Here is a 22,239-nt window from a genome sequence, read left to right as displayed (position 1 = left end):
GTCCGGCGGGCGGGTTCCTAGCCCGCCCTGCCCGGTGCGACACGCCGCCGCAGCACCAGCCCCAGCACGACCATCGTCGCCAGCCACAGCCCGACCAGCAACACCAGCATCCGGCCCACCGGTCCGGCAATCTCGCCGGTGTGCACCGGATAGGGCAAGGCCATGAACTTGTAGGCCTCGCTCGCCTGCTGCAGCGGCCACGCGCCGCGCACGCTGGCGTCGTTGCCGTTCACCACCACCAGGCTGCCGCCATAGCCGTCCGGCCGGAAATACTCGCCCGGCTGATTGACCCAGAGGCGGAAGGAAGCGTCGGTCGCGGTCGGCATCGTCCCGCCGACGAAGCGGCTGCCGGGCACCGCCGCTTCCGCCGCCCGCGCCGCCGCGGCGAAACCGGCGCCCTCGCCTTCTGGCGGAATCGCGGGCGTCGTGATCGGCGGAGCGCCGATCGGCCCTTCGATGCTGTGCTCGAAATGGATGATCACGGCAGCCGCCACGACCACGAATGCGGGAACGACGCCGGCCAGCCCGATCCGGCGAAACCATGTTCCCAGCCGCGCGCCGCCACCCGGCTCCAGCGCTGCCTGCCACCGTCCCGAACGCCGCCACAGCCCGATGGCGCCGATCGCCAGGCTGGCCAGCAGCAGGATGCCGCTGATCGTCAGGACCCATTCGCCCGTCTTGCCCGCGGCCAACGACAGATGGACCTCGCGCACCCATTCGAGCGCGGTCCGCTCCCCATCGGGCATGTCGAGCAGCACGGCGCCGTCGCCCGCGATGCGCGCGTTGCGCAGCGTTCCGTCGGCAGCGGCATAATTGAGGAAGAAGCGGTCCTTCAGCCCCGCGGTCGTCCAGATCCAGTTGACCTTCGCCTGGCCGCTTGCCGCTTCGATCGCATCGATCCGCCGCTCGATTCCGGCAAAATCCTTGGGCGGCGCGGCGGGCGAGATGATCCGGTCGTTGATCTCGAAATGATAGGCCAGAATGATTCCGGTGACGGCGATCAGCAGCCAGATCAGCGCCGCCCCCACTCCCAGCGCGTGCAGCACGCGCATCCCAACCGGCCTTGAGCTTCCCCCAGCCTGCATCGTTCACTCCCCCTCAGTTCGTCATTGCCGTTCCGCGTCCCGCCGTGCGCGCTGGCCTTCCAGCTCCGCGACCCATTGCGCCGCCGTGGTCGGCCCGCTGGCCTCGAAATGCACATGGTCCGCCATCTCCTCGCGTACCGACACGAAGTAGAGGGCGCCGGTCGGCAGCTTCAGCTCGGCGATCTTCGCGGCCATCGCCGCTTCCTGGGCCGGCGTAGGCTTGGGGCGGGCGGGCTTGTAGAGCAGGACGTCCCACCCTTCGCCGCCGGCATGCAGGAACAATTGCGTCGGCGGCTGCCCGCCCGCGACATTGACCTTGTCCCATTCGGCCATGCTGCGGATGAACGCCTCGGTCTTGCCCGGCGCCAGCCGGAACATCTCGAACACCGGCTGGGTCAGCTCGGCGGGCGGCGTCGCGCGCGCCGGTGCCAGCATCGCCGCGGCGATGATAGCGATCAGGATCGAAAGCCTTCGGTGCATTGTCGCCCCCGTTTGCTTGTGATCCGATGTTGCAGCCGTCCCGAAGCCGCGGGCAATCGGTGAAAACGGGTCAGACCGTCCGGAACCGGGTAACCGCTCTGCCTCTTGAGAACGGGTCGCGTTGCCGCCACCGGCACAGGCGCCTATCACCCCGCGGATGCCCGACGAGTTCGCCTTTCTCGACGCCCTGCGCGCCATCGCCACGCATCCCGCCGCCGCGGGCCTCGCCGACGATACCGCAGCGCTCGACGTCGCAGCCGGGCGCCTGATCCTCACCAGCGACACGATGGTCGCGGGCGTCCATTACCGCCCCGGCGACCCCGCCGACGCGATCGGCTGGAAGCTCGCCGCGGTGAACCTGTCGGACCTCGCCGCCAAGGGCGCTACACCCATCGGCTGCCTGCTCAACTACGCCCTGTCCGGCGATGCGGCTTGGGACCGCGCTTTCCTCGACGGCCTGAACGACGTCCTCACCCGCTACGCGATGCCCCTGCTCGGCGGCGATACCGTCGCGATGCCGCAGGGTGCGCCGCGCAGCCTCACCCTCACCGCGATCGGCCGCGCCCAGCCCAGCGTGCCGCTGCGCACCGGCGCGCGGCCCGGCGACACCCTCTGGGTCACGGGAAGCATCGGCGGCGCCGGCTTCGGCCCGGACGGCGAGCCGCGCGACCTTGCCCGCTATCTCCGCCCCCGGCCGCGCATCGCCGAGGGTCAGGCGCTCGCCCCCCTCGCCACCGCGATGATGGACATTTCCGATGGCCTGCTGATCGATACCCGCCGCCTCGCCGAAGCAAGCGGCGTCGCCATCGCGATCGATCTCGGCGCCGTCCCGCTCGCCTTGCCCGGCCTCGATCCGCTCGAAGCCGCCACCGCGGGCGACGATTACGAGCTGCTGTTCACCCTGCCCGCCGATGCCATCCCACCGGTGCCCGCGAGCCGCATCGGCGCAGCCAGCGCAGGCACCGGCCTGACGCTCACCTCAGGCGGCAAGCCCCTCCCGCTTCCGGACAAGCTCGGTTACAGCCACGGGGGTTAGAGCGATAATCCTCCCCCGCCAGGGGGAGGTGGCAGCCCCCGCGAAGGCGGGGGATGACGGCGGGGGCGGAAGCGGAGCCCCCGGAGGTTCGAGCAGGTCGCCGCCCTCCCCCTCCGCCGCCTTCGGCGCCACCTCCCCCTGGCGGGGGAGGATTGATTGCATGTCCCGCCCCCACCCCTTCAAATGTTGGATTTCATCTGATCTACCCTGATCGATGGACGCGACTCTCATCCTTTTCGTCCAACACGGGCCACCGGTCCGTCGCGTCACCGGCGCGTGCTCGTCGCGTACCCGCCGCATTGCTGCGCGAACCCGTCGCGTCGCCGTCGCGCAAGCGGAGCGTCGGTGGCGCGTCAATGGCGCGCCCGTGGCGCGTGAGCGTCGCCAAGGTGTCGCGTCACCGCCGCGAACCCGCCGCGTCCCCGGCGCAATCGCCGCAACCCCCGCATCCGAGTCAACTTCGTCAGCCGCCCGGGCCTGCTTGACAGCCCTCCCGCCCGCTCTACGCTCCGCCGCGACCGCCAGCCGCACCGAACACAGAGCCGGGCGACAGGCGGAGTTTCACAGGGGAAGGATACCAGATGACGATTGTCCATATCGCCATCGCGTGCGGCGTGATCGCCGTGCTCTATGGTTTGGTGACTTCGCAGCAGGTGCTGCGCGCGCCCGCGGGCGACCAGAAGATGCAGGATATCGCCGCCGCCATCCAGGAAGGCGCCAAGGCCTATCTCGGCCGCCAATACACCACCATCGCAGTCGTCGGCGTGATCGTCGCCGCGGTGCTGTTCTTCACGCTCGGTGAGCTTTCGACCGTCGCGTTCCTCGTCGGTGCCGTTCTCTCGGGCGTAGCGGGCTATGTCGGCATGCACATCTCGGTGCGCGCCAACGTCCGCACCGCCGAAGCCGCGCGCGGCTCGCTGCAGGGGGGCCTCACCCTCGCCTTTCGCTCGGGCGCGATCACCGGCATGCTCGTCGCGGGCCTCGGCCTGCTCTCGATCTCGGTGCTCTTCTGGTATCTGGTCGGCCCCGCCGGGGAAGCGCCCAATGGCGAGAAGATCATCAAGGCGCTCACCGCGCTCGCCTTCGGCGCCTCGCTGATCTCGATCTTCGCGCGTCTCGGCGGCGGCATCTTCACCAAGGCCGCCGATGTCGGCGCCGACCTGGTCGGCAAGGTCGAGGCCGGCATCCCCGAGGACGATCCCCGCAACCCCGCCGTGATCGCCGACAATGTCGGCGACAATGTCGGCGACTGCGCCGGCATGGCCGCCGACCTGTTCGAGACCTATGTCGTCACGATCGGCCTCACCATGGTGTCGATCGCGCTGCTCGTCGCAGGCACGTCGGAGCAGCTCCTCGCGCTCATGTCGCTGCCGCTGATCGTCGGCGGCGTGTGCATCATCACCTCGATCATCGGCACCTATATGGTGCGCCTGGGCTCGTCGGGCTCGATCATGGGCGCGCTCTACAAGGGCTTCTGGACCACCGCGATCCTCGCCGTCCCGGCGATCTGGTTCGCGACCCAATATACGCTCGGCGACCTCAATGCCGTGATCGGCGGCCCGGCCGACGCCACCAACATCGACGTCGCGGCCTCGGTCGCGGTGCAGGCGGTGGGCGAAGGCTTTACCGGCATGGACCTGTTCTGGTGCATGATGATCGGCCTCGGCGTCACTGGGCTGCTGGTGTGGATCACCGAATATTACACCGGCACCAACTACCGCCCGGTCAAGTCGATCGCCCAGGCCTCGGTCACCGGTCACGGCACCAACGTGATCCAGGGCCTCGCGATCAGCCTCGAATCGACCGCGCTGCCGACGATCGTGATCGTCATCGCGGTGATCGCCTCCTACCAGCTTGCCGGGATCATCGGCGTGGCGTTCGCCGCCACCTCGCTGCTCGCGCTCGCCGGCATGGTCGTCGCGCTCGATGCCTATGGCCCGGTCACCGACAATGCCGGCGGCATCGCCGAGATGGCGGGGCTGCCCGACGACGTGCGCACCCGCACCGACGCGCTCGACGCGGTCGGCAACACCACCAAGGCGGTGACCAAGGGCTATGCCATCGGCTCCGCCGCGCTCGCCGCGCTGGTGCTGTTCGGGGCCTATACGGAGGATCTCAAGCGCTATTTCGCCGACGTCACGGTCGATTTCAGCTTGAGCAATCCCTTCGTCATCGTCGGCCTGCTACTCGGTGCCCTGCTCCCCTACCTCTTCGGTGCCTTCGGCATGACCGCGGTCGGCCGTGCCGCCGGATCGGTGGTGGAGGACGTGCGCAAGCAGTTCCGCGAGAACCCGGGCATCATGGAGGGGACCAGCCGTCCCAATTACGGGCACACTGTCGACATCGTCACCCGCGCCGCGATCAAGGAGATGATCGTCCCGTCGCTGCTGCCGGTGCTCTCGCCGATCCTGCTCTACTTCGTGATCCTCGCCGTCGATAGCCAGGCCAACGCCTTCGCGGCGGTGGGCGCGATGCTGCTCGGCGTGATCGTCTCGGGGCTGTTCGTCGCCATCTCGATGACCTCGGGCGGCGGCGCATGGGACAATGCCAAGAAGTATATCGAGGACGGCAATCACGGCGGCAAGGGCAGCGAGGCCCACAAGGCCGCGGTGACCGGCGACACTGTGGGCGATCCCTACAAGGACACGGCCGGTCCGGCGGTGAACCCGATGATCAAGATCACCAACATCGTCGCGCTGCTGCTGCTCGCGGCGCTGGCGGGCGGCCACTGACCGCCCGGTGAACTGATTCCTTCACGGCCCCGCCCGGCACCCCCCGGGCGGGCCTTTCTCTCTCAGGGCCAGCGATAATCGACCAAGACCGGGAAGTGGTCCGACGGATACCGCCCCTTCGCCCCGAAGGTCACCGTCTCGGCCCTCGTCGCGGTCAGTCCCTTGGCAAACACCCAATCGATCCGCCGGTCGGCCTTGCCGGTGAAGTTGTGGAACGTCTCCGCCGGCCCCGTCCGGACCTTCGCCGCATCCCAGGCATCGACCAGCCCGGCGCTCAGCGCCCGGTGTGCCGCGGAGTCCGGCACGGTGTTGAAGTCACCTGTAACCACCACCGGCAGGTGGCCCGGCAGCTTGGCGATCCGCGCCGCGATCGCCGCTGCACCCTTCTCCCGCGCCGCCTCGTCCTCGGCCCGGTACGGGAAATGGGTGTTGAAGAACCAGAAGCGCTTGCCGCCCTTCACCCTCTCGAACAGTCCCCAGGTCACCATCCGCGGCAGCGGGTGGCCCCAGCTGATGCTGCCCGGCACGTCAGGCGTGTCGGACAGCCAGAAATTGCCCATCTCGACCAGCTTCAGCCGGTCGCGGCGGTAGAACACCCCCATATGCTCGTCGGCGTGCCCGCCGCGCCGGTCGATCCCGAACCAGCTATACCTCGGCAGCTTCGCGATCAGGTAATCGCCCTGGATCTTCCATAGCTCCTGCGTACCGATGATGTCGGGATCGGCGCGCCGGATCGTCTCGACGAACAGGTCCTGGCGGGCCTCCCAACGGTTCGGTCCGTCCGACGCGATCGGCAGGCGGACGTTGAACGCCATCACCCGCAGCCCGTCCCGCGCCGCGGCGGGCAGGGCCGTCGCCGGCGCCGCCGCCGCCGCCGCCGCCAGCAGCATACCGATCACCAGCGCACGCCTTTGTACTATCATATCGCTACATCGCTCTTGCTTGTTGCCAACGCTGTCACCTATGCCTTGAACCGGTCAGGGGAGGCAAATGGCGCGCAGGCCAACGATCAAGGAAGTCTCGAAGCTCGCGGGGGTCTCGTTCAAGACCGTTTCGCGCGTGCTGAACAACGAGAAGAATGTCAGCGACGAGACCCGTCGCCGCGTCGAGCAGGTCGTGGCAGAGCTGAACTTCCGCCCCAGCCTCGCCGCCCGCACGCTCGCCGGGCGCAAGTCGTTCCAGGTCGCGCTGCTCTACGACAACCCCAGCCCCTATTATGTCTATCATCTCCAGGCCGGCGCGCAGGAGCGCTGCCACGAGCTTGGCTATCGCCTGCTGATCCAGCCGGTCGTCGCCGACAGCGCCGATCTCGTGCAGGAAGTCTCTGCGCTGATCGACGAAACGCATCTCGACGGCCTGATCCTCTCGCCGCCGGTCACCGAATCGGCCGCGCTGATCGAGGAGCTCGATCGCCGCAGCCTGCCCTATGTCCGGATCGAACCGGGCTTCCGCCGCGACGAGGGACGCTCAACCACGATCGACGACGTCGCCGCCGCGCGCGACCTCACCGCGCATCTGATCGGCCTCGGCCATCGCGCCATCGCCTTCATCACGGGACCCGAGAACCACATCTCCTCGGTCGAGCGGCTCGAAGGCTATCGCACTGCGCTCGACGCGCATGGCATCGCCTTCGATCCCGCGCTGGTCGTTGCGGGCGACTACAGCTTCCCTTCCGGGCGCGAAGCCGCACGGCGCCTGCTCGGCGCCCCGTCGCGCCCCACCGCGATCTTCGCGGGCAATGACGACATGGCAGCGGGCGCACTCGCCGTCGCGCACGAGCTGGACATCGGCGTGCCCGACGAATTGTCCATCGCCGGCTTCGACGATTCGGACCTGGCCGCCGCGGTCTGGCCGCCGCTCACCACCGTGCGCCAGCCGGTGCGTGAGCTGGCCTGGGCGGCCGCCGATCTGCTGCTGTCGGACAACCGCAAGCGCGACCGGCTGACGCTCGATTATGATCTGGTGATCCGCGCGAGCACGGGCGCCGCGCGCTAGGCGTCTCCGCGGCCCGGGGCCGGACCGCGCCGCGCCCCACCCGTTTGAACGACTGGATATCCGCCGCGCAGCCGGGCCGCACGGCGGATGTTGTAGGACATCTTCTTGACATGCCCCGGGGTTTGTAGGACAACTTTCATGACACCGGTTTCCAAAACCGGGCGAAGGCTAGCCGAATCGCGCCGTGAAGAACGGGTCCCGCGAACCTGGGGAGGAAATGCATGAACACCAACAGCCTGCTGAGGTCGGGCGTCGCCGCCGCGGCGCTCATCGTCTCGATACCGGCCCTGGCGCAGCAGGGCACTACCGCGCCCGCCGAGGCGGAAGAGCAGGAAATCGTCGTCAGCGGCATCCGCAACTCGCTGCAGCAGGCGGCGCAAGTGAAGCGCGACGCGCCGCAGGTGATGGACGTCATCACCGCCGAGGATGTCGGCAAGTTGCCAGATGCCAACGTCGCCGAGGCGCTTCAACGCGTCACCGGCGTCCAGATCACCCGCGTCTTCGGCGAGGGTCAGTCGGTGTCGGTCCGCGGCCTCCAACAGGTCCGCGTCGAGGTCGACGGCCGCACCCTGCTCGGCTGGTCGGCGCGCCTCTCACCGCCCGAGAATGACCAGCTCGGCCGCTCCTCTGGCCTCGACTCGGTTCCCTCCGGCCTGTTCGGCCGACTCGAGGTGCGCAAGTCGCCGCTCGCCAGCCAGCCCGAGGGCGGCCTCGGAGGCACGGTCAATCTCGTCACCCCCAAGCCGCTGTCGTTCAGGGAGACTACGCTGTCGGTGCGCGCGCAGGGAACCTATTCGGAGAACAGCGAGAAGTTCGAGCCCGCCGTCACCGGCTTCTTCACCACCAAATTCGCCGATAACCGCATCGGCATCATGCTGGCGGGCGAGTATCAGAAGCGCACGTCGATGACGCAGACGTTCGAGCGCAACAACTTCCTCAACCGCACCTATACCGGCACCGGTGGGGGCGTGTTCGCGACCCCGGTCCTGCTCCAATATGAGCAGTTCGTGGTCGATCGCTCGCGCCTCGGCCTCAACGGCGCGGTGCAGTTCGAGGTGACGCCGGAGCTCACCATCACCGCCGACGCGCTTTATTCGGAGCTGACTACCGGGCGGCATCAGGACTTCTTCGCCTTCCGCCTGCCCACCGGCACCAATCCGGTCACCAACCGCGTGGTCGAGAATGGCGCGGTGGTCGCGGGCACCGCCAACGGCACCGTCACCACCGCGGGCCAGATCCGCAACGAACCGACCAAGAGCTATCTCTACGGCCTCAACGGCAAATATGAGAAGGACGGGCTCAAGATCGAGGCCGACGGCTATTACAGCAAGGGCACGATCGACCAGACGATCCAGATCATCACGCTCCAGGCGGCCGCGCCCGTCCCCGGCAATTTCGATTTCCGCAACAACACCATCCCTTCGCTGTCGCTCGGCGCCTTCAACCCCGCGGTCTATTCCTCGTACAATCCCGCCACCAACGGCGTGCGCAGCAACCGGCTGATCGGCCTGCTCGAGGAATGGACCGGCAAGCTCGACTTGAGCTACGAATTCGACAGCGGCGTCACGCTGGCGATGGGCGTTCGCTACACCGATCTGCACGCGCGCTCGAACGCCTTCCGCAGCCAGGTCACGCCCACCCGCGCAGAGATCGAGCCCTATCTCAAGCTGATCGACGGAAACTTCATCGGCGACATCCCGGGCAGCTTCCCACGCAGCTTCCTCAGCACGGCGCCGACCTTCGACTATGTCTTCACCCGCGCGCAGGCAGCTGAGCCGAATCCCAATCCCAACGGATTGTCGACGCTGCTGCCCAACCTCCAACGAGACTATGATTTCAGCGAGAAGACTTTCGCCGGCTATCTGATGATCTCGGGCGAGGGCGAGCTGCTCGGCATGCCCTACAAGGCCAATGCCGGCGTCCGCATCGCCAGCACGCGGCTGTCGGTCGACTCCTATGCCAATGTCGGCACGGTCAGCACCCTGGTCAACGACAAGAACCGCTACACCACCGTGCTGCCCAGCGCGAACATCGCGTTCAACGTCACCAACGATTTCCTGATCCGCATCTCGGGGTCGCAGACGATGCAGCGCGCGTCGATCGCCGATCTCGCGCCGTCGACCTTCTTCAATGCCACCAACCTGTCGGTCACCGGCGGCAATTCGGGACTCAAGCCGCCGATCTCGACCCAGGCGGACATCAGCTTCGAATATTACACCGGCAAGAGCTCGCTGATCTCAGGCGCCTTCTTCTACAAGGACGTCCAGGACTTCATCGCCAGCTTCGTCACGTCCGGGGTGGACACCGATCTCGACCCGCAGGGCCGGGTGCTGACCTTCTCGAGGCCCGAGAATCTCGCCAGCGCGAAGATCAAGGGCTTCGAGATCGGCGTGCAGCAGTTCTTCGACTTCCTGCCCGCGCCGTTCGACGGCCTCGGCATCATCGCCAACTACACCTATTCGGACTCGAAGGATAATGCGGGCTTCCCGCTCGTGGCAGTGTCGAAGAACAGCTACAATCTGGTCGGCCTGTTCGAGAAGGGGCCGATTTCGGCGCGCGTCGCGTACAATTACCGCGACGAGGCGGTGTTCGAATTCTCCGAAGGCCGCCCCAGCTTCATCGGCCCGCGCTCGCAGCTCGATGCCCAGATCGGCATCGATCTCACCAAGCGGATCGCCCTCTCCTTTCAGGCGCAGAACCTGATCCCGGACGATTCGGCAACCACCGAGTACAGCGCCGCAGGCCCGGTCGCGCTCAATAGCTATGCGCTATCGGAGCGGCGCTACTCGATCGGTATCCGAGCCAAATTCTGATGCCTGTGGCAGGCCGCCCGGGCTTGGGAACCGGGCGGCCACCCCACCGCTAGGGAACTCTAGACGTCCAGCGCCTTCATCGCCGCATTCCAGCGCATCACATTGGCGCGCGCTTCCTGAACGAAGGCGGAGCGGCGGACGATGCCGAGGAACAGGTCGGCGACCCACTTTCCGGGCTGGCGCAACGGGCGGCGCACCTGGATCAGCAGCACGACGCGAGTCGCATTCGTGTCGTTCCACACCTCATGATCATAGGTGTCGTCGAACATCAGCGTCTCGCCCTCGGCCCAGCGGACGATGCGGTTGCGCACGCGCATCCGCACGTCCCCGTCGCGCGGCACGATCAGGCCGAGATGGCAGGTCAGCAGGCCCTTGGTGACGCCGCGATGCGCCGGGATGTGCGTGCCGGGCGCCAGGATCGAGAAGAATGCGCTGTTGAGCTCCGGGATCTGCGCGACGACGGATCGGGTCACCGGGCAGCGGTCGAGATTCTCCTCGATCCGGTAGCCATAGCCCCACAAGAAGAAGGAGCGCCATTTGTTCACCGGGGCGATCGCGCGGTGATCGGGCGAGATGCTCGCGAGCGAAGGCGCCGCATCCTCGCGCGCCAGCGCCGTGGCCAGCGCCTCGTCGCGGATCGCTTCCCAATTGTCGCGTAGCAACTGCGTCCAGGCGAAATCGCGCACGTTGAGCACCGGCGCGTTCGATACGAGCGAGGAGGCGCCGATGATCCGGTCGAAAAAGCCGCGCATCCGCTTGCCGGCGCGGATCAGCAAGGGGCGCCGGGCGGCGGCCAGGCCGTGATCGGCCAGACGCACCGCGCCCGCGGCCCTGTCTCGCTCGATCGCCACACCCTCGCGCACGCTTCACCTCGTCTCTTCGGCACTGGCCGCGCGGCGTGAGACTCGCCGGGCGGCGCCTGCAGCCGGGCTAGGCGCGATCTGGGTCCAAATCGTGGCGAAACCCGCGCCAAAGGGGCGCGCGGTGTTGCGGATTGCGGCGAAACTGCCCCGTCTGGCGATGAGCCGCGAAGCGCGCTAAACATGCTCGCGATGGCATTGTTTACGCGCGTCAAGCAGCTCGCCCTTCCTCTCCTCGCCGCAGCAGTCGCGCTTCCTGCGATTGCCCAGGTCGCGGCGCCGACACCCGTCGCCACGACGACCGTCGCGGTCGACAAGGCGCCCTGGCTCTACAAGGGCAGCGACGTCCCGCACGACCCCGAGTGGCGCTTCGGCACTCTTCCCAACGGCCTGCGCTATGCAGTGCGCCGGAACGGCGTGCCGCCGGGGCAGGTCGCGATCCGGTTGCGCATGGATGTCGGGTCGCTGATGGAGGGCGAGTCCGAAAAGGGTTTCGCCCATCTGCTCGAGCATCTCTCGTTCCGCGGCTCGGCGAAGGTTCCGGACGGCGAATCGAAGCGGGTATGGCAGCGGCTCGGCGTCACCTTCGGCTCGGACAGCAACGCCGCCACCACGCCGGTATCGACCACCTACAAGCTCGATCTGCCCGACGCGAACGAGACCAGCCTCGACCAGTCGATGATGATCCTCGCCGACATGATGGCGGCGCCCAGCATCACGCCCGAGATGCTCAACCTCGAGCGGCCGGTGGTGCTTGCCGAGCAGCGCGAGTATCTGCGCCCGCAACAGCGGTTCAGCGACGCGCAGCGCGAGCTGTTCTACGCCGGTCAGCGGCTCGCCGAGCGCCCGGTGATCGGCACGGTCGAGACGCTGAAAGGGGCGACCGCGGACAGCGTCCGCGCCTTCCACCAGCGCTGGTATCGGCCCGAGCGCGCAACGCTGGTCGTGGTCGGCGACTTCGATCCGGCGATGTTCGAGCGCCAGATCGCCAAGCATTTCGCGGCGTGGAAGGGAACCGGCCCGAACCCGGCCACGCCCGATTTCGGCAAGCCCGATCCCGCCAAGCCGATCAGCGCCGCGCTGGTCGAGCCGAGCATGCCGCCGCTGGTGACGATGGCGGTGCTGCGCCCCTGGACGGTGTTTCAGGATACGGTGAAGTTCAACCAGGAGCGGATGGTCGATTTCATCGCATTGCGCATCATCAACCGTCGCCTCGAAACGCGCGCGCGCGGCGGCGCAGCGTTCGCCGCGGTGAAAGTCGACCTCTCCGACGATGTCCGAAGCGCGAACGTCACCAGCATCGAAGTGCTGCCCGTCGGCGAGGATTGGGAAAGCGCCGTCAAGGAAGTGCGCGCCGTGATCGCCGATGCGCTCGCCACGCCGCCGACCCAGGCCGAGATCGACCGCGAGGTCGCCGAGATCGACTCGGGCATGCGCAACTCGGTCAGCACCGCCCCGGTGATGGCCGGTTCCCGCCGCGCCGACAATCTGGTCGAAGCGGTCGACATCAACGAAGTGACGACGAGCGAGCAGGAGAGCTACAACATCTTCAAGGGTGCGGTGGACGCCAGGATGTTCACCCCCGATCGCGTGCTCGCATCCACCAAGCGCATCCTTCAGGGCGACGCCACGCGTGCGATCATCAACACGCGCACCCCCGACGCGAATGTCCAGAACAAGCTCGCGGCGGTGCTCAAGGCCGATGTTTCGGGCCTCGCCGGCACGCGCAGCACCGCACGCGACGTCACCTTCGCCTCGCTTCCGCCGCTCGGCGCGCCTGGTCAGGTGGTCGAACGCAGCATCGCGGTGCCCGACCCCAAGATCGAACGGGTGCGCTTCGCCAACGGCGTCAACCTGCTGCTGTTCCAGAACCCGGGCGAGGTCGGCCGGATCTTCGTGAGCGTGCGGTTCGGGCGCGGCATGCAGGCGGTCCGCACCGGCCGGCCCAATCCGGCCTGGGCGGCAGACCTCGCGCTGGTGTCGAGCGGCATCGAGACGCCCGACGGGGTGCTGGGTCAGGAGGAGCTCGACAAGCTGACCGGCGACCGCCAGATCAACCTCGGCTTTGGCATCGGCGACGATGCCTTCGCCTTCACCGGCCAGACCCGCAAGGAGGATCTTGAGGACCAGCTCAAGCTGATCGCGGCCAAGCTTCAGTTCCCCGCCTGGGATCCCAATCCGGTCGCCCGCGCCCGCGCCATCGCCATGTCCGGCTACGCCGCCAGCTCGTCCTCGCCCGATGCGGTGATCGGCCGCGATCTCGAGCGGCTGCTGCACGCGGGGGATCCGCGCTGGGGCATGCCCGGGCTCAAGGGGATCGAGAGCCTCAACGCCAAGGATTTCCGCGCATTCTGGGCGCCCCTGCTCGCCAGCGGCCCGATCGAGGTGCAGGTCTTTGGCGATATCGATGTCGAGAAGACGATCGAGGCGGTCCGCCTTACCTTCGGTGCGATGAAGCCGCGCAAGCCCGCCCCGGTGGTCGCGCCCACGGTCCGCTTCCCGGCGCATGCCACGGCGCCGACGGTGCTACGGCACAGCGGCCAGCCCGATCAGGCCGCGGCGGTGATCGCCTGGCAGGCCGGCGGCGGATCGGACAACATCTCCGAGGGCCGCAAGCTCGAGATCCTCGCCGCGGTGATGCGCGATCGCATCCTCGACCGCATCCGCTCGGCGGAAGGCGCCAGCTATTCGCCCACCGTCATCAGCCAGTCGCCGGTCGGCCAGCCCGGGGGCGGACGCATCATGGCGCTCACGCTGATCCCGCCCGACCGGACCGAGCTGTTCTTCCGCGTCTCGCGCGAGATCGCGGCGGATCTGATCGCCAAGCCGATCGACGTCGACGAATTGCGCCGCGCGCTGGTGCCTACGGCACAGATGGTGATGCGCCGTTCGACCGGTAACCCCTTCTGGATGCAGCAGACCGAGGGCGGCACCGCCGACCCCAAGCGCATCGCCGCGATCGGCTCGATCGCCCGCGACTATGGCGCGACCACGCCGCAGGAGATTCAGGCGCTCGCCGCCAAATATCTCGCTCCGCAGAAGGACTGGTCGCTGGTCGTGCTGCCCGAGACGAAACCGGCCGGCGCTTCCCAGGCAGGGGCGCGCTAGCCGCAATCACCGGCGGCACAGCTGTCTTCTAGTTCCGGTACAGCGCGTCCAGCCGCTCGCCATAGACCCGCTTCAGCACATGGCGCCGGATCTTGAGGCTCGGCGTCAGCTGCTCGTTCTCGATGGTGAACGGCTCGTCGGCCAGGATGAAGCGGCGGATGCGCTCGATCACCGACAGGTCCTTGTTCACCCGCTCGACCGCCGCGCCGACCGCGGTGCGATAGTCATGGTCCTGGAGCAGCGCCTTGAGGTCGCACTTGGCCGCATTCTTGGCGCACCATTCCTGCGTCCATTCGGGATCGGGCACGATCACCGCGGTCATGTATGGCTTGCGGTCGCCCGCGATCATCGCCTGCATGATCTCGGGCTGAAGCGTCAGCATGCCCTCCACCTTCTGCGGCGCGACATTGTCGCCCTTGTCGTTGACGATGATGTCCTTCTTGCGGTCGGTGATCTTGATCCGGCCCTTCTCGTCGATCATCCCGATATCGCCGGTGTGCAGCCATTCGTCTTTCAGGACGCGGTCGGTCTCCTCCTGGTTGCGCCAGTATCCGTGCATCACCAGCTCGCCGCGCACCAGGATCTCGCCATCCTCGGCGATCCTGACCTCGACGCCCTCCAGCGGCGGCCCGACCGTGTCGTGCTTGAGGCCGACCTTGGGCCGGTTGCAGCTGATCACCGGCGCCGCCTCGGTCTGGCCATAGCCCTGCAGGAAGGTGAGCCCCAGGCTCTCGAAGAACACGCCCACTTCGGGGTTGAGCGGCGCACCGCCCGACACCATCGCCTTGATCCGCCCGCCGAAGCGCTTGGCGAGCTTGGGCTTGAGCGTCGCCTTCAGGAACAGGTTCATCGGCTGGTCCCACAGCGGAACCCCTCCCGCCGCCTTCTTGCCGCCGATCGAGACCGCGCGGTCGAGCAGATAGTTGGCGAACTTGCCCTGCTTCTCGACCTGCTTGCTGATCCGCGTGCGCAGCACCTCGAACAGCCGCGGCACCACCACCATGATCGTCGGCCGTACCTCCTCGATGTTCGAGGCGAGCTTGTCGAGGCCCTCGGAGTAATAGATCTGCGCGCCCAGCGCGACGGGGAAGTGCTGGCCGCCGGTATGCTCATAAGCATGGCTGAGCGGCAGGAACGACAGGAACACCTCCTCCTCCCAGCCGAAATCCTCGCTGATCAGGGCGCAGCAACCCTCGCAATTGGCAAGGATCGCGCCGTGATGCTGCATCACGCCGCGAGGGGATCCGCCGGTGCCGCTGGTGTAGATGATGCAGGCGAGGTCGCCGCGCTGCGCCTTGTCGGCCTCGGCTGCCGCGACCGTCACGTCCGCCACATTCCCGGCGATCAGCGTCTTCCAGTCGTGGAACTCGATCGCGCCGGGCTGGCCGATGCGCATCTCCTCGATCCCGATCACGATATGGCTGCGGCTGCCGGTCGCGCGCAGCACCGCGGGCAGCAGCGTCTTCGCCAGCTTGCCGGTCGAGACGATCGTCATCGTCGCGCCCGAATTGTCGAGGATGTGCTGGTGGTCGCGCTCGGTGTTGGTGGTGTAGGTCGGCACGGTCACGCCGCCCGCGGCCATGACTGCCAGATCGCTGATGCACCATTCCGGCCGGTTCTCGCTCACCAGCATCACGCGGTCGCCTGGCTTCAGCCCCAGCTTGCGCAGCGCCGCCGCCAGCCCCGCCACCTGCCGCGCGGCCTCGGCCCAGCTGGTCGCTTCCCACCGGCCGCCCGATTTGGCCCACAGGAACGGCGCATCGCCCTTCTCGCGTGCCCGCGTGAAGAACATCTGCACCAGATTGTCGAACCGTTCGAGCTTGCGCATCCTTGTCCCTGTCTCCTGCGGCGCGGGTTCGTGCCCGGCCATCTGCGCAAGAGCCTAGCGCGCCTGTGGCCAAGCGCAATGCCGGTGGGCTCAGGGATGCTACCTCAGTCCGTTCGGGCTGAGCTCGTCGAAGCCCTGCCTTTTCTTTCGAGCGCCTGAAGAGAAGAGCAACCCTTCGACAAGCTCAGGGCGAACGGGTTTCACAAGTTGCGCAATATCCGCCGCACCAGCCCCGGCCCCTCATACACCAGCGCTGAGTAGAGCTGCACCAGCGCGGCCCCTGCCTCAAGCCGCACCAGCGCCTCCTCGGGCGAGTCGATTCCCCCCGCCGCGATCACGGGCAGCTGCCCGCCGCCCGACGCCAGCGCTTCGGCGAGTTTCGCGCGCGCCAGCGCCTTGAGCGGCGTCCCCGACAAGCCGCCCGTCTCTCCGGCCAGCGGCGATCGCAGGCTTTCGGGCCGCGAGATCGTCGTGTTGCCCACGATCAGCGCGTCGATCCCGTTGTCGATCGCCGCGCGCACCGCGTCATCCAGCCCCTTGGTGTCAAGATCGGGCGCCACCTTGAGAAACAATGGCACCCGCCGCCCCTCCACCGTCCGCGCCTCGCTCGATGCCGCGAGCAGCTCATCGAGCGCCGGCCGCGACTGGAGGTCGCGCAGTCCCGGGGTATTGGGCGAACTGACGTTGATCGTCACATAGTCGCCGACCCGTGCCGCCTTGCCCACGCCCAGCGCATAGTCCGCCACGCGATCGTCGCTGTCCTTGTTCGCGCCGACATTGATGCCCAGCACGCCTGCATGCTTGCGCCCGGCCACACGCGCCAGTGCTGCGTCGATCCCGCCATTGTTGAACCCCATGCGGTTCACCACGCCGCGGTCCTGCGCCAGCCGGAACAGCCGCGGCTTGGGGTTGCCCGGCTGCGGCCGCGGGGTCAGCGATCCGATCTCGACCGCGCCGAAGCCCAGGCCGAACAGCCCGGCCACCGCCTCGCCGTCCTTGTCCATCCCCGCGGCGAGTCCCACCGGGTTGGCGAATTCCAGCCCCGCGATGGTCACCGGCCGCACCCGGGGCACGCCGCCCGTACCGCCGACGATGGACAGCGCGCGGATCGTCAGCCGATGTGCGCGTTCCGCATCCAGCGCGAACAGCGCCGGGCGGATCAGTGAATAGGCGCTCACGATTTCTTACCGCATTGCAATATTTGCATCCTAAAACCTTGTAGCAATGTCGAATTTCTCCAAGACCGAATCGGCCGCCCGAGTCTAAAGGACATGCGCGACCTGAGGAGCTTCAACAGGGGCTTCTTGAACTAAGCTCGGCGGGAGGTCACCTCTCGCCGGGTAATTTTCGTGCTTCTTTAGCTACTTTCGCTTGGAAGGGAACGCGCGTACCCTGCCGCCGCAGTTGGGGACGTTCGATGACGGCGGTGCAACTGGAATATGCGGTGCCGGGCCCAGGCACTGCCGAATGGGTCACGCTGTTCTACCACTTCCGGGCGGATGTCCCTGCGCTGGAGGACACCGAACGCGCCGATCATGCGCAGCTTCGCTTCCGCATGTCCGAAGGCGCCGCGGAGTACCGCATGCCGGATGGCGGCATCCAGCCCGCCCCCCCCGTTCATGTGATCGGGCCGACCAGCGGCGCGATGCAGGTGAAGGTCGCCGGTCCGGTCCATGTCTTCGGCTGCGGGATCACGCCCGCGGGCTGGGCCGCGCTGATCGGCAATGACGCGTCAACCATGCTCAACTGCGTGCTCGACGCGCGCGACCTGTTCGGCCCAGCGATCGACGATGTGCTCGCCCGGCTCGCGCACGCCCCCGATACCAAGGCAATGGTGGCGATCGCCGAAGTGCTGATCGGGAGCCTCGCGCGCGCGGATTCACCTGACGCGGCGTTCGTCCGGCTGGTGGATCAGTGGCTGGCCGGGCACGTTTCACCCGAGATCGACGCCCTGGCCGCCGCCGTCGGCCTCTCGCACCGCCAGCTCGAGCGCAAGTGCAAGGCGCTCTACGGTGCCCCGCCCAAGCTGCTCGCGCGCAAATATCGCGCGCTCAAGGCCGCGGTCGCGTTCGCCGAGCGCAAGGTTACCCTGAACGAGCTGCTCGATCGCGGCTTCTACGACCAGTCGCACCTCATCAACGAGATGAAGCAGTTCACCGGTTGCACCCCGCGCCAGCTTCAGGAGCAGCCCGGCCTGCTTGCCCAGCTCACCATCTCGCAGCGCAGCGCGCTTCAGGGCCAGGTCAATCCGCTGATCAGCGACACCTGAGCTTGGCCGATCCGCAGCAAAGCGCGGGTTGACGCCGGGCATCATCACGCCCATCTGCCCAATCGGAACGAATCATTCCGATTTGAGAACCATTCGCAACTGCGAAGGATTATGCGACTTTCGGCCCAGACAGATTACGCCGTCGTGATGCTCGCCGCTGCCGCGCGCCATTGCGGCGTCAGCGGCCGGCTCAATGCGACGCTGCTCGCCGACGAGACCGGCCTGCCGCTGCCCACGGTGCAGAAGCTGGTCAGCCGTCTCTCCGCCGCCGGTCTCATCGAATCCGCGCGTGGCACCGGCGGCGGCTTCCGCCTCGCGCGGCCGCCCGCCGCGATCAGCCTCGCCGACATCGTCGAGGCGATCGAAGGCCCGATCACCCTCACCGCCTGCGTCGACAATGGCCGCCACGATTGCTGCATCGAGCAGAGCTGCCGCGTGAAGCCGCACTGGAACGGGGTCAACGGCGCGGTCCGCTCGACGCTCGCGAACGTCACCCTCGCTACCCTCTCGACTCACCCGGAACCCGCCTGATGGCCACCAAGAATGCCGAGGCGCTCGCCGCCGCCAACAAGAAGTACGAATGGGGCTTCAGCTCGGACATCGAGCAGGAGTTCGCCCCCAAGGGGCTGTCGGAGGATACCGTCCGCTTCATCTCGGCCAAGAAGGGCGAGCCGGAATGGATGCTTGAGTGGCGGCTCAAGGCCTATCGCCACTGGCTGACCATGACCCCGCCTGACTGGGCCAAGCTCAGCATCCCGCCGATCGACTATCAGGACGCCTATTATTACGCCGAGCCCAAGGCCAAGCCCAAGCTCGGCTCGCTGGACGAGGTCGATCCCGAGATCCTGCGCGTCTATGAGAAGCTCGGCATCCCGATCGAGGAGCAGAAGGTGCTCGCCGGGGTCGAAGGCTCCCGCAAGGTCGCGGTCGACGCGGTGTTCGACAGCGTCAGCGTCGCCACCACCTTCCGCGCCGAATTGGAAGCCGCGGGCGTCATCTTCCGCTCGATCAGCGAGGCGATCCGCGAATATCCGGATCTGGTGAAGAAGTGGCTGGGGAAGGTCGTGCCGATGCACGACAATTACTTCGCGGCTCTGAACTGCGCGGTCTTCAGCGACGGCACCTTCGTCTACATCCCGGAGGGCGTGCGCTGCCCGATGGAGCTCTCGACCTATTTCCGCATCAATGCCGAGAATACCGGCCAGTTCGAGCGCACGCTGATCGTCGCCGACAAGGGCGCCTATGTCTCGTACCTCGAAGGCTGCACCGCCCCGATGCGTGACGAGAACCAGCTCCACGCCGCCGTGGTCGAGCTGGTCGCCCTCGACGACGCCGAGATCAAATATTCGACCGTCCAGAACTGGTATCCGGGCGACGAGGACGGCAAGGGCGGCATCTACAATTTCGTCACCAAGCGCGCGCTCTGCCAGGGGCGGAACAGCAAGGTCAGCTGGACCCAGGTCGAGACCGGCAGCGCGATCACCTGGAAATACCCGTCCTGCGTGCTGAACGGCGAGAACAGCGTAGGAGAATTCTACTCGGTCGCGGTGACCAACAACCGCCAGCAGGCCGATACCGGCACCAAGATGATCCACAACGGCAAGGGATCGCGCTCGACGATCATCTCCAAGGGGATCAGCGCCGGCCGCAGCGACAACACCTATCGCGGCCTCGTCCGCGTCGCGCCGGGGGCGGAGAATGTCCGCAACTTCACCCAGTGCGACAGCCTGCTGCTCGGCGACCAGTGCGGCGCCCACACCGTGCCCTATATCGAGGTGCGCAATCCTTCCGCACAGATCGAGCATGAGGCGACCACCTCCAAAATCAGCGAGGACCAGCTCTTCTACGCGATGCAGCGCGGCCTCGATCAGGAAGCCGCGGTCGCGCTGATCGTCAACGGCTTCGCCAAGGAAGTGCTCCAGCAGCTCCCGATGGAGTTCGCCGTCGAGGCGCAGAAGCTGCTCGGCATCAGCCTCGAGGGGAGCGTGGGGTGATTGCGGCAACCCTCATTCTTGCGTCGCTTCAGGCTACGCCCGTTCAACCGACACAGACCGTGAAGCGCCCGGAGACCCGACGTCTCCAGATTCCGGACGATCTGGTCCCTGCCCTTGTGCCCTATTTGCGCTGCGTCGCCGGTGGGCTTCAGAAGCGGGCGCCCAACGCGCGCATCGCCCCCACATCTGCCACTGAGACGCTCGGCGATCTTCGCGCGCGTTGCACCACGGAGAAGGCGCAGGCATTTGAGATTGGCGATGCGCTGCTGAAAGCAAAAGGTGTCGGTGACGCGACTGTCCGGCGCGAGCGGCTCGATCGCGAAATGCAGCTGCTTGAGGCATTTTTCGGCCCGGATGAAGATTTGCTCGGTATGCCGGACGAGACAATGGTCGAGATCAAAACCCGCGCTCAGCTTTCGGCTGCTCAGGCCCTCGTCGAGTGCCTGACCGCCGAGGGAAAGGACCTTCCCCTCGGAAAGAACGAGCGCTCGGCTCGCATCGCCTCAACCACTAAGGCTTGTCGCGCACGCGCCGAAACCTCGACATGGGAACGCGAGGGTCCCGACGAACTGGCACGGATTGAAGCACAGACCTGGCACGCTATTCAAAGCCTGGAGCTATCCGGCCGTCCCGATCTTCGCGTGCATCTGATGTGGGAAGACGATAAGAGCCTCCACGTCGCTGAGCCGATACCCGCAACCGTCGCGCTGCCGATCTCGATCCGAGTTGGCGCCATACTGCAGGCGGGAAGCACGCCTTGACGACGTTCGCACTTCTCTCCCTTGCATTTCTTGCCGCGCAGCAGGCCCCCGCCACGCCTGAGCCGGAATATGAGGAAGTGGTCGTCACCGCGACCGCGGGCCGCGTCGCGCTCGTCTTCGACAAGGCCGCCGACGGCCGCCTGATCAATTGCCGCGTGTTCAGGTCGAGCGGCGTCGCCACCGTCGATGCGCGCGCCTGCACCTCGCTGCCCGATTGCGTCACCTCGACCAAGGGCCAGCAATTCTGCGGCGGCGAGGGCAACAAGGCGCTGATGGCGGTCGAACCGCCGATCAAGCCCGAGGAACCCAAATTCGGCCTCGGCGTCAAGCTCAAACCCGACCCGCCCAAGACCCCTGCGGTTGGCCCGGCGGTCGCGACCACGACCGAGGACGACCCCAACCGCCTCAACAAGCTCCCGCCCCCGCCCAAGGCCGACAACGGCCCGCCGGTCATAACGTTCGGCGGCCCCAAGGAGGAACCGCGGTGATCGCCCTCCTGCTCGCCGTCGCGCAGGCCGTGTCACCGCCTCCGCCCGAGGAAGAAATCGTCATCCTCGGGCGCAGGCTGCGCCGGGTCGAGGTCGACATCACCCTCACCCGCAAGGGCGAGGTGAAGAAGTGCCGCGTCAAGAAGGGTGTCGGCGACCCCGTCTTCGACCGCTTCTGGTGCGACGCCGCGCATGCGTGTTCGGACAGCGGCCAGACCAGCGCCGAAGCGATGAAGAACTGCCTCAGGACGCGCGAACGGGAATTCCTCGCCGCCCTCAGCACCAGATATCCGGGCAGCGCCACGCCGCCCGCCACCGGAAAGTAGTCATGCTCGTAATCACCAACCTCCACGCCGAAGTCGACGGCAAGCCGATCCTCAAGGGCCTCTCGCTCGCCGTGAATGCGGGCGAGGTCCACGCGATCATGGGTCCCAACGGCGCTGGCAAGTCGACGCTCGGCTACGTCCTCGGCGGCCGCCCCGGCTATGAAGTGACCGAAGGCAGCGTCACCTTCGGCGGCGCCGACCTGCTCGAGCTCGACCCGCACGCACGCGCGGCCGCGGGCCTGTTCCTCGGTTTCCAGTATCCGGTCGAGATCCCCGGCGTCTCCAACGTCCAGTTCCTGCGCGAAAGCCTCAACGCGCAGCGCCGAGGCCGGGGCGAGGCGCCGCTGTCGGGCGGCGAGTTCCTCAAGCTGGCGCGCGAGAAGGCGGCGCTGCTGCGGTTCGACATGGAGATGCTCAAGCGGCCGGTGAACATGGGCTTCTCGGGCGGCGAGAAGAAGCGCGCC

18 protein-coding genes are annotated in these 22,239 nt (G+C 67.3%); 12 read left to right on the top strand and 6 right to left on the bottom strand.

Annotated features, from left to right (window positions below; genetic code table 11):
* Window positions 1–17: 17 nt before the first annotated feature.
* Window positions 18–1,052 carry a PepSY-associated TM helix domain-containing protein gene (locus tag VGD28_RS02920; RefSeq protein ID WP_331026834.1) on the bottom strand — a complete coding sequence of 345 codons (1,035 nt, stop codon included), beginning with the start codon at window positions 1,050–1,052 and terminating at the stop codon, window positions 18–20.
* Between the two features lie 54 nt (window positions 1,053–1,106).
* Window positions 1,107–1,565, bottom strand: a complete 459-nt coding sequence (locus tag VGD28_RS02915; RefSeq protein WP_331026833.1) for a hypothetical protein — start codon at window positions 1,563–1,565, stop codon at window positions 1,107–1,109.
* A 157-nt stretch (window positions 1,566–1,722) separates the two neighbouring features.
* Here VGD28_RS02915 and thiL point away from each other — a divergent pair, with 157 nt between their 5' ends.
* Together thiL and VGD28_RS02905 are read left to right on the top strand one after the other, a co-directional pair.
* Window positions 1,723–2,601 (top strand): thiamine-phosphate kinase, encoded by an 879-nt coding sequence (thiL, locus tag VGD28_RS02910; protein WP_331026832.1) that lies wholly within the window; start codon window positions 1,723–1,725, stop codon window positions 2,599–2,601.
* A gap of 581 nt (window positions 2,602–3,182) precedes the next feature.
* Window positions 3,183–5,333 (top strand): sodium-translocating pyrophosphatase, encoded by a 2,151-nt coding sequence (locus tag VGD28_RS02905; protein WP_331026831.1) that lies wholly within the window; start codon window positions 3,183–3,185, stop codon window positions 5,331–5,333.
* Window positions 5,334–5,395: 62 nt separating this feature from the next.
* On the opposite strand, the gene VGD28_RS02900 is transcribed toward VGD28_RS02905, so the two are convergent.
* Window positions 5,396–6,223 (bottom strand): endonuclease/exonuclease/phosphatase family protein, encoded by an 828-nt coding sequence (locus VGD28_RS02900; protein WP_331026847.1) that lies wholly within the window; start codon window positions 6,221–6,223, stop codon window positions 5,396–5,398.
* 100 nt (window positions 6,224–6,323) lie between these two features.
* On the opposite strand from VGD28_RS02900, the gene VGD28_RS02895 reads away from it, so the two are divergent.
* Both VGD28_RS02895 and VGD28_RS02890 read left to right on the top strand, forming a co-directional pair.
* The gene (locus VGD28_RS02895; protein ID WP_331026830.1) at window positions 6,324–7,328 is read left to right on the top strand and encodes a LacI family DNA-binding transcriptional regulator; all 1,005 of its coding nucleotides are present in this window, start codon (window positions 6,324–6,326) and stop codon (window positions 7,326–7,328) included.
* 221 nt (window positions 7,329–7,549) lie between these two features.
* Window positions 7,550–10,141: a TonB-dependent receptor gene (locus tag VGD28_RS02890; protein WP_331026829.1), complete on the top strand. Its 2,592-nt coding sequence runs from the start codon at window positions 7,550–7,552 to the stop codon at window positions 10,139–10,141.
* 59 nt (window positions 10,142–10,200) lie between these two features.
* On the opposite strand, the gene VGD28_RS02885 is transcribed toward VGD28_RS02890, so the two are convergent.
* Window positions 10,201–11,004: an aspartyl/asparaginyl beta-hydroxylase domain-containing protein gene (locus tag VGD28_RS02885; protein WP_331026828.1), complete on the bottom strand. Its 804-nt coding sequence runs from the start codon at window positions 11,002–11,004 to the stop codon at window positions 10,201–10,203.
* A 189-nt stretch (window positions 11,005–11,193) separates the two neighbouring features.
* Between VGD28_RS02885 and VGD28_RS02880 the strand changes: the two genes are divergently transcribed.
* A complete protein-coding gene (locus tag VGD28_RS02880) occupies window positions 11,194–14,109 on the top strand; it encodes a M16 family metallopeptidase (protein WP_331026827.1) in 2,916 nt (971 codons plus the stop codon).
* Between the two features lie 28 nt (window positions 14,110–14,137).
* Here the strand turns inward: VGD28_RS02880 and VGD28_RS02875 are convergent, their stop codons facing one another.
* Together VGD28_RS02875 and VGD28_RS02870 are read right to left on the bottom strand one after the other, a co-directional pair.
* Window positions 14,138–15,937, bottom strand: coding sequence for an AMP-dependent synthetase/ligase (locus tag VGD28_RS02875; protein ID WP_331026826.1), 1,800 nt, complete (start codon window positions 15,935–15,937; stop codon window positions 14,138–14,140).
* A 200-nt stretch (window positions 15,938–16,137) separates the two neighbouring features.
* The gene (locus VGD28_RS02870; protein WP_414714455.1) at window positions 16,138–17,115 is read right to left on the bottom strand and encodes a quinone-dependent dihydroorotate dehydrogenase; all 978 of its coding nucleotides are present in this window, start codon (window positions 17,113–17,115) and stop codon (window positions 16,138–16,140) included.
* A gap of 239 nt (window positions 17,116–17,354) precedes the next feature.
* On the opposite strand from VGD28_RS02870, the gene VGD28_RS02865 reads away from it, so the two are divergent.
* The 7 genes from VGD28_RS02865 to VGD28_RS02835 all read left to right on the top strand — a co-directional run.
* Window positions 17,355–18,206 (top strand): AraC family transcriptional regulator, encoded by an 852-nt coding sequence (locus VGD28_RS02865; RefSeq protein WP_331026825.1) that lies wholly within the window; start codon window positions 17,355–17,357, stop codon window positions 18,204–18,206.
* Between the two features lie 111 nt (window positions 18,207–18,317).
* On the top strand, window positions 18,318–18,737 hold the full coding sequence (locus VGD28_RS02860; RefSeq protein WP_331026824.1) for an SUF system Fe-S cluster assembly regulator: 420 nt from the start codon (window positions 18,318–18,320) through the stop codon (window positions 18,735–18,737).
* Window positions 18,737–20,200 (top strand): Fe-S cluster assembly protein SufB, encoded by a 1,464-nt coding sequence (sufB, locus tag VGD28_RS02855; protein ID WP_331026823.1) that lies wholly within the window; start codon window positions 18,737–18,739, stop codon window positions 20,198–20,200. The genes VGD28_RS02860 and sufB overlap by 1 nt, the downstream gene beginning before the upstream one ends.
* Window positions 20,197–20,961, top strand: a complete 765-nt coding sequence (locus VGD28_RS02850; RefSeq protein ID WP_331026822.1) for a hypothetical protein — start codon at window positions 20,197–20,199, stop codon at window positions 20,959–20,961. The genes sufB and VGD28_RS02850 overlap by 4 nt, the downstream gene beginning before the upstream one ends.
* Complete coding sequence (locus VGD28_RS02845; RefSeq protein WP_331026821.1) at window positions 20,958–21,449, top strand: hypothetical protein; 492 nt, start codon at window positions 20,958–20,960, stop codon at window positions 21,447–21,449. The genes VGD28_RS02850 and VGD28_RS02845 overlap by 4 nt, the downstream gene beginning before the upstream one ends.
* Window positions 21,446–21,775 carry a hypothetical protein gene (locus VGD28_RS02840; protein WP_331026820.1) on the top strand — a complete coding sequence of 110 codons (330 nt, stop codon included), beginning with the start codon at window positions 21,446–21,448 and terminating at the stop codon, window positions 21,773–21,775. Before VGD28_RS02845 ends, VGD28_RS02840 begins: the two co-directional genes overlap by 4 nt.
* Window positions 21,776–21,777: 2 nt before the next feature.
* Window positions 21,778–22,239 (top strand): ABC transporter ATP-binding protein (locus VGD28_RS02835; RefSeq protein ID WP_331026819.1); only part of this gene is annotated, 462 nt, incomplete at its 3' end.

It is taken from the genome of Sphingomonas sp., assembly GCF_036402235.1.
Lineage (GTDB): Bacteria > Pseudomonadota > Alphaproteobacteria > Sphingomonadales > Sphingomonadaceae > Sphingomonas.
This window is presented reverse-complemented; position numbering and strand designations above follow the sequence as displayed.

Excerpts from the sequence above, each read along its gene's own strand:
- VGD28_RS02880 (WP_331026827.1), top strand. The coding sequence starts at position 11,194 with ATGGCATTGTTTACGCGCGTCAAGCAGCTCGCCCTTCCTCTCCTCGCC.
- sufB (WP_331026823.1), top strand. The coding sequence starts at position 18,737 with ATGGCCACCAAGAATGCCGAGGCGCTCGCCGCCGCCAACAAGAAGTAC.
- VGD28_RS02860 (WP_331026824.1), top strand. The coding sequence starts at position 18,318 with ATGCGACTTTCGGCCCAGACAGATTACGCCGTCGTGATGCTCGCCGCT.
- VGD28_RS02865 (WP_331026825.1), top strand. The coding sequence starts at position 17,355 with ATGACGGCGGTGCAACTGGAATATGCGGTGCCGGGCCCAGGCACTGCC.
- VGD28_RS02890 (WP_331026829.1), top strand. The coding sequence starts at position 7,550 with ATGAACACCAACAGCCTGCTGAGGTCGGGCGTCGCCGCCGCGGCGCTC.
- VGD28_RS02905 (WP_331026831.1), top strand. The coding sequence starts at position 3,183 with ATGACGATTGTCCATATCGCCATCGCGTGCGGCGTGATCGCCGTGCTC.
- VGD28_RS02875 (WP_331026826.1), bottom strand. The coding sequence starts at position 15,937 with ATGCGCAAGCTCGAACGGTTCGACAATCTGGTGCAGATGTTCTTCACG.
- thiL (WP_331026832.1), top strand. The coding sequence starts at position 1,723 with ATGCCCGACGAGTTCGCCTTTCTCGACGCCCTGCGCGCCATCGCCACG.
- VGD28_RS02895 (WP_331026830.1), top strand. The coding sequence starts at position 6,324 with ATGGCGCGCAGGCCAACGATCAAGGAAGTCTCGAAGCTCGCGGGGGTC.
- VGD28_RS02900 (WP_331026847.1), bottom strand. The coding sequence starts at position 6,223 with ATGCTGCTGGCGGCGGCGGCGGCGGCGGCGCCGGCGACGGCCCTGCCC.
- VGD28_RS02915 (WP_331026833.1), bottom strand. The coding sequence starts at position 1,565 with ATGCACCGAAGGCTTTCGATCCTGATCGCTATCATCGCCGCGGCGATG.
- VGD28_RS02920 (WP_331026834.1), bottom strand. The coding sequence starts at position 1,052 with ATGCGCGTGCTGCACGCGCTGGGAGTGGGGGCGGCGCTGATCTGGCTG.